This is a genomic window from Mesorhizobium sp. Arg314 (assembly GCF_053714275.1).
The window spans coordinates 1-9,598 of sequence record NZ_JBSKBP010000090.1 but is presented as its reverse complement, the minus strand read 5'-3'; the positions used below and the strand labels follow the sequence as shown (position 1 = coordinate 9,598).

Below are 9,598 nucleotides of genomic sequence, written 5' to 3'. Positions count from 1 at the left end.
TCACAGCGCCAACCCTCTTCGGCCGGGTGAGAAACTGCTGCTGGCGGCGGCCGGCGCAGGTCTTGTCGGCGGAGCACCGGTGGTTGGCGTTTAACTTTGGCCAATGCCCAAATTGTCTGGTGCAGAATGCCTTGGAGCTAGATCCCACCCATACAGAGGTACTTCATCTCGAGATATTCCTCCAAGCCGTGTCGCGAGCCTTCGCGACCAATCCCTGATTGCTTCATGCCACCAAAGGGAGCGGCCTCGGATGACATCCGGCCGGTGTTGATGCCAATCATGCCATATTCGAGCGCCTCGGCCACATGCCAGACGCGCTTGAGATTGGAGGCATAGAAATAGGCGGCGAGCCCGTAGATCGTATCATTGGCTTCGCGCACGACCTGTTCGGGATCCTCAAAACGGATGATCGGCGCGAGCGGCCCAAAAGTCTCTTCCTGCGCGAGCAACATTTCACTGGTGATGTCCGTCAGAACCGTCGGCTCGAAAAAGGTGCCGCTGTGACCTACCCTCCTTCCGCCGCAGCAGATCGCCCCGCCTTTCTGGATCGCATCGGCAATATGAGCCTCGATCTTGACGAGCGCCCGTGCGTCGATCAACGGTCCGATGGCGATACCCGCTTCGAAGCCATCGCCAACCGAGAGCGAGCGAACCCGCGCCGTAAATTTCTTGGCGAATTCGTCGTGCACGCCGGATTGCACATAGAGCCGGTTGGCGGAAACGCAGGTCTGCCCGGCATTTCGAAACTTTGCCTGGATCGCACCGTCGACGGCAGCATCGACATCGGCATCGTCGAAGACGATGAACGGCGCGTTCCCGCCGAGTTCGAGGCTGACTTTCTTGACCTGATCCGAGCACTGGCGCATCAGCAGCCGCCCGACTTCGGTCGAGCCCGTGAAACTGATCTTGCGCACTTTTGGATTGGCGCAGAGCTCACGCCCGACCACTGCACCTTCCGAGGCATAGATCAAATTCACGACGCCATCTGGAAAACCTGCCTGCGCCGCCAGCGCGCACATCGCGCCGGCGACGAGGGGAGTTTGCTCAGCCGGTTTCAAGACGATCGCGCAGCCGGCTGCGAGCGCCGGTGAAATCTTGCGGGCCACCATCGAAGCAGGAAAGTTCCAGGGCGTGATAGTGCCAACGACGCCGATAGGCTGCTTGATGACCAGCATGCGCCGATCCGTCGAAGGAGCGGAAATCGTCTCGCCGTAGATGCGATTGGCTTCTTCCGCGTACCATTGCAAGTAAGCGGCGGCATGTGAGACTTCCGATATTGCCTCGGGCAGCGGCTTACCCATTTCGGCGGTCAGGATTGCAGCCAGGTCATCGGTGTGATCAAGGATCAGCTGGTGCCAGCGCCACAATGTGTCGCTACGATCCCGGGCCGTCAGAGCTGCCCATTTGGCTTGCGCAACATGGGCCCTGTCGATCGCAGCTTTGGTTTGCTCGACGTCCATATCGGGAAGCTCAGCGAGCAATTCGCCGGTCGAGGGATTGAACACCTGGAACAGGCTTGGACCCCCTTGGTCGCCGCAGGATGCCAGGCGATCGAGTGCGGCGAATAGGTCCGGTTGTTTGAGATGGCGAAGCAGCGAATTGTTTATGCCCGGCACAGAAAAGCTCCTTGGGTAAGGCGACGTCTTGTTTTAGGAACATCGCGAAAAGCAGCGTAGCTGCAGCGTGACACTCGGCATTTATCCCAGCGTCACCAATTTTGTCGAACCTGGGCGACAATAGATCCCTGGCCGGCAGCCGATTGTCGAAACAGGACTCACCTGCCGCCTCAAGAGTTGACAGCCTTCCCCTAATTCGTCCAACCTAGGAACCTCACCAGGGGAGTCCCGGCAAGGGGCTGAGATACTGCTGATAGCGCGCAGTGACCCGTTGAACCTGATCCAGTTCATACTGGCGTAGGGACGGTGCGAGGTTTCGCGGGTCGGCAATCCGGCTTCGGCATTCGGGGAATCCCCGCATCCTGCGCGAAGCGTCACTTCCTTCTCATCGCGTGAACTGGGTCTCCGTTGCACTCGAGCAAGGAGGCTCACTCATGAATGCCCCAACCCCGACCGTCACCGTCGGCGAATTGCCCTCTTCGAAGAAAGTCCACAAGCCTGGCCAGCTTCACCCGCAACTGCGGGTGCCGATGCGCGAGATCTCGGTCCACCCGAGCGCCGGCGAGCCGCCTGTCACGGTCTACGATTCGTCAGGTCCCTATACTGACGCCGCGGTGGAAACCGCGATTGAGCGTGGCTTGCCGAGGTTGCGCGAGACATGGATCGAGGCACGCGGCGACGTCGAACGCTACGAGGGCCGCATTGTCAGGCCCGAAGACAATGGCTTCGTCTCCGCCGAGCGCCTGACGCCAGAATTCCCGCTGCGCAACCGGCCATTGCGTGCCACCGGAGGCCGCGCCGTCACCCAGCTCGCCTATGCGCGCGCCGGCATCATCACGCAGGAAATGGAGTTCGTCGCCATCCGCGAAAACCTCGGCCGCGAGCAGTTGCGTTCAGCTCTTCTCCGGGACGGTGAGAGCTTCGGCGCCGCGATCCCGGATTTCGTCACCCCGGAATTCGTGCGCGACGAGGTGGCGCGCGGCCGGGCCGTCATTCCCTCCAACATCAACCATCCCGAGAGCGAGCCGATGATCATCGGCCGCAATTTCCTGGTCAAGATCAACGCCAATATCGGCAACTCCGCCGTCACCTCGTCGATGGCCGAAGAGGTCGAGAAGATGGTGTGGGCGATCCGCTGGGGCGCCGATACCGTGATGGACCTATCCACCGGGCGCAACATCCACAACATCCGCGACTGGATCGTGCGCAACGCGCCGGTGCCGATCGGCACGGTGCCGATCTATCAGGCGCTGGAGAAGGTCGGCGGCATCGCCGAGGATCTGACCTGGGAGGTCTATCGCGATACGCTGATCGAACAGGCCGAGCAGGGCGTGGACTATTTCACGATCCATGCCGGCGTGCGCCTGCCCTACATCCCGCTCACCGTCGACCGCGTCACCGGCATCGTCTCGCGCGGCGGCTCGATCATGGCCAAGTGGTGCCTGCATCACCACAAGGAGAGCTTCCTCTACGAGCATTTCGAGGAGATCTGCGACATGGCCAGAGCCTATGACGTGACGTTCTCGCTCGGCGACGGCCTTCGCCCCGGCTCGATCGCCGATGCCAACGACGCTGCCCAGTTCGCCGAGCTCGAAACCTTGGGGGAACTCACCAAGATCGCCTGGGCCAAGGACTGCCAGGTGATGATCGAGGGCCCCGGCCATGTGCCGATGCACAAGATCAAGGAAAATATGGACAAGCAGCTTGCGGTCTGTGGCGAGGCACCGTTCTACACGCTGGGGCCGCTCACCACCGACATCGCGCCGGGCTACGACCACATCACATCAGGCATCGGCGCGGCGATGATCGGCTGGTTCGGAACGGCAATGCTCTGCTACGTCACGCCGAAGGAGCATCTCGGGCTGCCGGACCGCGACGACGTCAAGACCGGCGTCATTACCTACAAGATCGCCGCTCACGCCGCCGATCTGGCCAAGGGCCACCCGGCCGCCAAGATCAGGGACGACGCGCTGTCGCGGGCGCGCTTCGAATTCAGGTGGGAAGACCAGTTCAACCTCTCGCTCGATCCGGAGACGGCGCGCGCCTTCCACGACGAAACCCTGCCGAAGGAGGCGCACAAGGTGGCGCATTTCTGTTCCATGTGCGGCCCCAAATTCTGCTCCATGCGGATTTCGCACGACATCCGTGTCGAAGCCCAGAAGGAAGGGCTCGCGGCGATGGCGGCGAAGTACCGTGAAGGCGGCGACCTCTACATGCCCGTCGACAGCGTCGCGGGGAGCACAAGCACATGAAGGTGCTCATTCGCGGCGCAGGCGTTGCCGGGCTGACGCTCGCCCACGAGCTGGCGACACGCGGCGCCGATGTGACCGTAGTCGAGAAGCGCTCCGAGATTGCCGGCAATGCCTCTTGGCAGGCCGGCGGGATGCTCGCGCCCTGGTGTGAGCGCGAGAGCGCCGAAGAGGAGGTGCTGACCCTCGGGCGCGGGGCGGCCGACTGGTGGGACGCGGCCTTGCCCCACCATGTCTCGCGCAATGGCACATTGGTGCTGGCGCCTGCCCGCGACGTTGGCGAACTGGACCGGTTCGTCCGTCGCACATCCGGCTTCAGGCAGCTCGGCGCCGATGAGATCGCGGCACTTGAACCCGCTCTCGCCAGTAGGTTCGGACGCGGGCTGATCTTCGAGGGGGAAGCGCATCTCGACCCGCGCAAGGCTCTGCTTGGACTTCGAGACAACTTGCTCGGCATGGGGGTGCCGCTCGAGTTCGGCCGCAGCATCGTATCCGCAATCTCGGATATCGAGGTGGATTGCACCGGCGTCGGCGACAAACGACCGGAACTGCGCGGCGTGCGCGGCGAGATGCTCATGTTGCGAACCGGCGACATCTCGCTTGTCCGGCCCGTGCGCCTGCTTCATCCGCGCATCCCGGTATATGTCGTGCCGCGCGGGGAGAACCTGTTCATGGTTGGCGCTACGATGATCGAGTGCGATGCCGAAGGTCCGATCACCGCGCGTTCGACCATGGAGTTGCTAAGCGCCGCCTATGCGCTGCATCCGGCCTTCGGCGAAGCCGAGCTGGTCGAAGCCGGCGTCGGCGTACGTCCCGCCTTCGCCGACAACCTGCCCCGGGTCGAGCGTCACCAGGGATACGTTCGCATCAACGGCCTCTACCGCCACGGCTTCCTGCTCGCGCCGGCCATGGCGCGACAGGCAGCCGACATCATCCTGGGAAATCCTGCAGCGAAGGAGTTCGCCCTTGAAGCTCATCGTTAACGGTCAGAACCACGACGTTGCGGCCGAGACGCTTGCCACGCTTCTCACCGAACTTGATTTTGAAGGTGGCTGGCTTGCCACCGCGCTGAACGGCGAGGTCGTGCCAGCCCAGGAACGCTACCACTTCCGGCTCAGCGATGGCGACCGCATCGAAATCCTCTCACCGATGCAGGGAGGGTGATTGCAATGCTCGAGCTCTACGGACAAGAACTCTCATCCCGCCTTCTGCTCGGCACAGCACTCTATCCCTCGCCTGCCATCATGGCCGAGGCGGTGAAGGCGTCGGGCACCGAGATCGTCACCGTGTCGCTCCGCCGCGAAGGCTCCGGCGGCAAAACCGGCGGCCAGTTCTGGTCGCTGGTCCAGTCTCTGGGCGTTCGCATCCTGCCCAATACCGGCGGATGCCATTCGGTGAACGAAGCGGTCACCACGGCACGGATGGCGCGCGAGGTCTTTGGCACGAAGTGGATCAAGCTCGAGGTGATCGGCAACCAAGATACGCTGCAGCCAGACGTATTCGGGCTGGTCGAAGCCGCGAGGATCCTTGCGGCGGAAGGCTTCGAGATCTTCCCCTACACGACCGACGACCTTATCGTTGCCGAGCGCCTGCTTGATGCCGGCTGCAAGCTGCTGATGCCCTGGTGCGCGCCGATCGGCTCCGCGCGCGGGCCGCAAAATCCCGATGCGCTGCGAAGCCTGCATTGCCATTTCCCCGGCATACCGCTGATTGTCGACGCCGGCATCGGCCGCCCGTCGCATGCTGCGACCGTGATGGAGCTCGGTTACGACGCTGTGCTTCTCAACACGGCGATAGCCAAGGCAGCCGATCCCGTCGCCATGGCCGCGGCCTTCGGCAAGGCGGTGGAGGCGGGCCGCGAGGCCTATTGCGCTGGCCTGCTGGAGCCACGCGACATGGCCGTTCCCTCCACCCCCGTCATCGGCATGGCTGCATTCTCATGAAACTCGATCCATTCTACCTCATCGTCGATTCCGTCGAGTGGATCGAACGACTGGTGCCGCTTGGCGTCAAGCTGGTGCAACTGCGCATCAAGGATCAGGACGAAGCTTCACTGCGCCGAGAGGTCCGTGCCTCGAAGGCGGTGTGCAGCCGCCATGGTTGCCAGCTCATCATAAACGATTACTGGCGCCTCGCGATCGAGGAGGATTGCGATTTCGTCCATCTCGGCCAGGAAGATCTTGCCGAAGCCGATGTGAAGGCGATCCGCAAGGCCGGCATGAAACTCGGCCTCAGCACCCACGACGACGCCGAACTGGAAATCGCGCTTCAGGCCGAGCCGGACTATGTCGCCCTTGGCCCGATTTACCCGACCATCCTCAAGGCCATGAAATGGGCCCCGCAAGGACTGGACCGCATCGCCGTCTGGAAGCGGCGCGTCGGAGACCTTCCACTGGTCGCCATCGGCGGGCTTACGGTCGAGCGCATTGCCGGTGTCTTCGCGCAGGGCGCGCAATGCGCCGCGGTCGTGACCGATATCACCCGCAGCGCGCATCCCGAGGCGCGCGCACTGGAATGGCTGGCGGCGACAGCCCAATGGAGATGACGCCGCACGTGCTCATCGTCGCCGGCTCGGATTCGAGTGGCGGCGCGGGAATAGCCCGCGACATCGAGACCGTTTCCGCATTTGGACTGCGCAGTTGCCTTGCCGTGACGGCCGTTACTGTGCAGACGCACGCGGTTGTCGAGCATGTCGAGCAGATGCCGCCGGATCTTGTCGTGGCGCAGATGCTGGCCGCCCTCGCCGCCAACAGTGTGAAGGCCATCAAGATCGGAATGCTTGGCACCAACGGCGCGATCGCAAAAGCCGCGATGGTCATGCGGGATCACCCCGACATTCCGGTGGTGCTCGACCCGGTTCTCGCCTCCTCGTCCGGCGGGGCGCTGATCATGGAAGATCCTGTCGCCGCGCTGCGTGGTCATCTCATGCCGCTTTGCCGGATTGTCACGCCGAACTTGCCCGAATTGGCCGTGCTGACCGGATCGGCGATCGCAGTCGACCAGGCATGCGCTTGCCGCCAGGGTGAGGAGCTGTCGAGATCCGTCTCGACCGCCGTCCTCGTCAAGGGCGGTCATGCGCGCGGCAGGGAGGCAGTCGACCTGCTGTTGCAGCCGGACCGACTTCCGCTTCGCTTGATGGCGCCGCGCCTGCCTGGCGAGATGCGGGGGACGGGCTGTATGCTCTCCAGCGCCATTGCCGCGTCTCTTGCGCTCGGGGGGTCGCTGGAAGAAAGCGTGCGCGCTGCCAAGCACTTTGTTTTCAACGCCCTCGCTGGACCGAAACGACGTCGACGCGGCAATCCCATCGGCTTGCTCGACAGTTTTCCTCTTCCGGATGAGCAATAATCGGCGTGGGTTTACCCGCCGGCCGTCCGTGAGAGCGAATTTTTAGCTTCTCCTTGTTGAGTTCGGCGGTGACGAGGCGGCGGAGTTCGGGATCCTCGAACCAGCGCAAGGTGAACAGAGTGCGATCGATGCGGCCATTTCGCGTAGCGCGGCCGCTAGGCTGTTCTGCTACCGGTAGGCTAGCCTCGTCGCCGTTGTGATAGGCGAAGGTGATGTCGATCGAGCCGTCGTCGAGCAATTCTGCGGAGCCGTCGCCGGTGACTTCGTCCATCTCATGAAGCCTGGCCCATGTGAAGAGGGCCCGTAACCGAGATCGAGGCCGACTTGCAGGGCGCCAAAGGCCATCTCACCGTGATTGTCGGCCCCATGGTGATCGTGGCGGGTCCGCCGAGGTCGAGATAGCCGCGATCCTACAGGCAGCTTCGATGATCCGCCAGCGGCCGATCAGTTGACAGCCGGCAGGTGCGATCATGTCGGCATCGCCAGCAGCTTCGGCAACCGCACCAGGGTGCAGGCGGAGGCAGCGAAGGTGACGCCCCATCCGACGCGGCCCCGGCCGCGGAACTTGGTTTGGCGCTGACCGGCGACCGTCTTGATCCATCCGCACGCCTCTTCAAGGCGCTTGCGAATACGCTGACTGACAGCATAGCCGCTATGCCGCGTGGTGCGCCCGTCGATGACCGCGCAAGCCATCGGCCAGCGCGCCTGGATCTTCGTTCTGCGCTGCCGCCTCGGGCGCGCACACCACATAGGCGACAAGGTGCTTGTCGCCGGCCCGGTCCTGGCGCGCCACCACCGCCTCGCGCACAGTGATGACGGTCCGATCGGAAAGAAGCCGCGTCGCGCCCGAGGGAAATCATGGATTTCCTAGAGTGCCGCCTTTGCTAGGGGACATCGCCGGTTCCGTTCTTCCAGCGGAAGTTCCGGTCCGTGTTGAGCAGCTTGTTTTTGGGCCAAGCGTCGCGATCTCACATCGTCTCCCAGCCCGCGGCGCTCGATGAGCGTAGCGGGAACTATCGATCCTCTCTATGGGCCGATTTACGCGTATCTTCGGTCGTCTGACCAATCAGGCGGCCTTCCGACGCCTCAGCGTCTTCTCGACGGCGTCCTTGACCGGCTTGCAGACGTCAGTCACCGCACTTTTAGTGAGCTCCTGGAATTCCTTGGCTTGCTCGAGGCCGATTTCGACGCGCTTGCGGAGGAAGGCAGTCTGCAACTCTAAAACTTCTGACGGTGAGTTCGCACCGACCAGGGCCTCGAGGTGCGAGAAGACGGCTTCGGCATTGGCGCGCAGCGCGGCGATCGTCTTCAGCGACAGCTCGTTGGCGACCGACTTCGCGGTTTCGGCGGTTGACTCGAGCGCCTTATGAGCGTCTTCAGCACCGGGTTGTAACCTGGCAAGAGCTTCTTTCGACTGCTGGACGCTCTTTTCGGCAACGGCGCGAAATTGATCGGCGGCCTTGCCAGGGTCGATTGCCGGAAATTCGATCGTTTCGGCGTTTTCGCTGGACTTGTCGGTGGTGTTCTTGGACATTTCCTTAGCCTCCTGCCTGAAGATGTTTTCCTCGCGGCCGGCATACTGAGCCGCCTGCGCCGAGGGACGGATCTTGAAGTCAAGCTCACTGCCAGTGAGTTCAACCTGCTCATGGCCTTCCTCAAGAACCCAGGCCTGGTGCTTTCGCGCGAGCAGCTTCTGAAGGCGACCAGCGTCTATGATCAAGAGGTCTATGACCGCAGCATCGACGTGCTGATCCTGCGCCTTCGCCGTAAGCTGCCACACAGCTCGACCCTGTAGTATATACGCACCGAGCGCGGCGCCGGGTACGTTTTCGAGAGCGCCGTGGACGTTGAGGAACTGAGGACACGGCGCTAGACTAAGGCGGTCGCCCTTCCTTTGTGGTCTATCACGTACTTCACCAATCACTCAGCGTGTGTGGTTCAGTCAAGGAGGGTTGCCGCGCTACTCTGTTGTCTGCCTGCCCGGCTGCCGTGGCCGGCCTTGCGGGCGATAGCCACCGAGTAGCTCTTCCGCGGGGGCGCCCCGATCGTAAGCCTCATCTGATGCTTGCGCGCGTGGCCGTCGTGGCAGCCGCGGACATAAATCTGTGGACCGGTGTCTGCATGCGCCGGGCGCGGCGAAGCTTGATGGAAGGCTCGGTCCAGATCAAGCGCGCTCTTTCGACCTTGGCCCGAGCGGGCGTGTTTGAAATGGAGACCTGTGGACGCGTTTTTCCTGACTGGTCAGCTTCTCGACAGCTGGTTGCGATAGCTTGTCGTTGGCGTGCGAGCCCGCAATCCATTCGCCGCTGAGACTTTGATCTGAGCCTGTCTGCGCAGACTTGCGAGCAATCAATATTTTCGATGGAGAGCGGTATGGATGGTTCTCAG

At 62.8% G+C, this 9,598-nt stretch carries 10 protein-coding genes, 2 pseudogenes and 1 riboswitch; of the genes and pseudogenes, 7 read left to right on the top strand and 5 right to left on the bottom strand.

Annotated elements, in window-relative coordinates:
* Positions 1–137: 137 nt before the first annotated feature.
* Complete coding sequence (locus ACWGS9_RS33290) at positions 138–1,547, bottom strand: NAD-dependent succinate-semialdehyde dehydrogenase (protein WP_454509215.1); 1,410 nt, start codon at positions 1,545–1,547, stop codon at positions 138–140.
* Positions 1,548–1,825: 278 nt separating this feature from the next.
* Positions 1,826–1,938, top strand: a riboswitch (TPP riboswitch).
* 112 nt (positions 1,939–2,050) lie between these two features.
* Between ACWGS9_RS33290 and thiC the strand changes: the two genes are divergently transcribed.
* From thiC to ACWGS9_RS33260, 6 genes are read left to right on the top strand one after another with little or no spacing between them, the layout of a single operon-like run.
* Complete coding sequence (thiC, locus tag ACWGS9_RS33285; RefSeq protein WP_454509214.1) at positions 2,051–3,868, top strand: phosphomethylpyrimidine synthase ThiC; 1,818 nt, start codon at positions 2,051–2,053, stop codon at positions 3,866–3,868.
* Positions 3,865–4,848, top strand: a complete 984-nt coding sequence (locus tag ACWGS9_RS33280; RefSeq protein ID WP_454509213.1) for an FAD-dependent oxidoreductase — start codon at positions 3,865–3,867, stop codon at positions 4,846–4,848. The genes thiC and ACWGS9_RS33280 overlap by 4 nt, the downstream gene beginning before the upstream one ends.
* Positions 4,832–5,029, top strand: a complete 198-nt coding sequence (thiS, locus tag ACWGS9_RS33275) for a sulfur carrier protein ThiS (RefSeq protein ID WP_454509212.1) — start codon at positions 4,832–4,834, stop codon at positions 5,027–5,029. Before ACWGS9_RS33280 ends, thiS begins: the two co-directional genes overlap by 17 nt.
* A 5-nt stretch (positions 5,030–5,034) precedes the next feature.
* Positions 5,035–5,808, top strand: coding sequence for a thiazole synthase (locus tag ACWGS9_RS33270; RefSeq protein WP_454509211.1), 774 nt, complete (start codon positions 5,035–5,037; stop codon positions 5,806–5,808).
* Complete coding sequence (locus tag ACWGS9_RS33265; protein ID WP_454509210.1) at positions 5,805–6,410, top strand: thiamine phosphate synthase; 606 nt, start codon at positions 5,805–5,807, stop codon at positions 6,408–6,410. Before ACWGS9_RS33270 ends, ACWGS9_RS33265 begins: the two co-directional genes overlap by 4 nt.
* Positions 6,401–7,210, top strand: a complete 810-nt coding sequence (locus ACWGS9_RS33260; RefSeq protein ID WP_454509209.1) for a hydroxymethylpyrimidine/phosphomethylpyrimidine kinase — start codon at positions 6,401–6,403, stop codon at positions 7,208–7,210. Before ACWGS9_RS33265 ends, ACWGS9_RS33260 begins: the two co-directional genes overlap by 10 nt.
* Here ACWGS9_RS33260 and ACWGS9_RS33255 read toward each other — a convergent pair.
* The 3 genes and pseudogenes from ACWGS9_RS33255 to ACWGS9_RS33245 all read right to left on the bottom strand — a co-directional run bounded on the left by ACWGS9_RS33255 (position 7,125) and on the right by ACWGS9_RS33245 (position 8,744).
* On the bottom strand, positions 7,125–7,481 hold the full coding sequence (locus ACWGS9_RS33255) for a Tn3 family transposase (RefSeq protein WP_454509208.1): 357 nt from the start codon (positions 7,479–7,481) through the stop codon (positions 7,125–7,127). The two genes, ACWGS9_RS33260 and ACWGS9_RS33255, sit on opposite strands and share 86 nt — an antisense overlap.
* Positions 7,482–7,678: 197 nt before the next feature.
* A pseudogene (locus tag ACWGS9_RS33250) lies at positions 7,679–7,894 on the bottom strand (IS5/IS1182 family transposase); the annotation flags it as partial.
* A 382-nt stretch (positions 7,895–8,276) separates the two neighbouring features.
* Positions 8,277–8,744, bottom strand: coding sequence for a phasin (locus ACWGS9_RS33245; RefSeq protein ID WP_454509207.1), 468 nt, complete (start codon positions 8,742–8,744; stop codon positions 8,277–8,279).
* Positions 8,745–8,819: 75 nt separating this feature from the next.
* Between ACWGS9_RS33245 and ACWGS9_RS33240 the strand changes: the two are divergent.
* Positions 8,820–9,002 (top strand): annotated as a pseudogene (locus ACWGS9_RS33240) (winged helix-turn-helix domain-containing protein); the annotation flags it as partial.
* Between the two features lie 372 nt (positions 9,003–9,374).
* Here ACWGS9_RS33240 and ACWGS9_RS33235 read toward each other — a convergent pair.
* Positions 9,375–9,598 (bottom strand): hypothetical protein (locus ACWGS9_RS33235; RefSeq protein WP_454509206.1); only part of this gene is annotated, 224 nt, incomplete at its 5' end.

Coding starts and splice junctions, on each gene's coding strand:
- thiC (WP_454509214.1), top strand. CDS start 2,051: ATGAATGCCCCAACCCCGACCGTCACCGTCGGCGAATTGCCCTCTTCG.
- ACWGS9_RS33280 (WP_454509213.1), top strand. CDS start 3,865: ATGAAGGTGCTCATTCGCGGCGCAGGCGTTGCCGGGCTGACGCTCGCC.
- ACWGS9_RS33270 (WP_454509211.1), top strand. CDS start 5,035: ATGCTCGAGCTCTACGGACAAGAACTCTCATCCCGCCTTCTGCTCGGC.
- ACWGS9_RS33265 (WP_454509210.1), top strand. CDS start 5,805: ATGAAACTCGATCCATTCTACCTCATCGTCGATTCCGTCGAGTGGATC.
- ACWGS9_RS33260 (WP_454509209.1), top strand. CDS start 6,401: ATGGAGATGACGCCGCACGTGCTCATCGTCGCCGGCTCGGATTCGAGT.
- ACWGS9_RS33255 (WP_454509208.1), bottom strand. CDS start 7,481: ATGGACGAAGTCACCGGCGACGGCTCCGCAGAATTGCTCGACGACGGC.
- ACWGS9_RS33245 (WP_454509207.1), bottom strand. CDS start 8,744: ATGTCCAAGAACACCACCGACAAGTCCAGCGAAAACGCCGAAACGATC.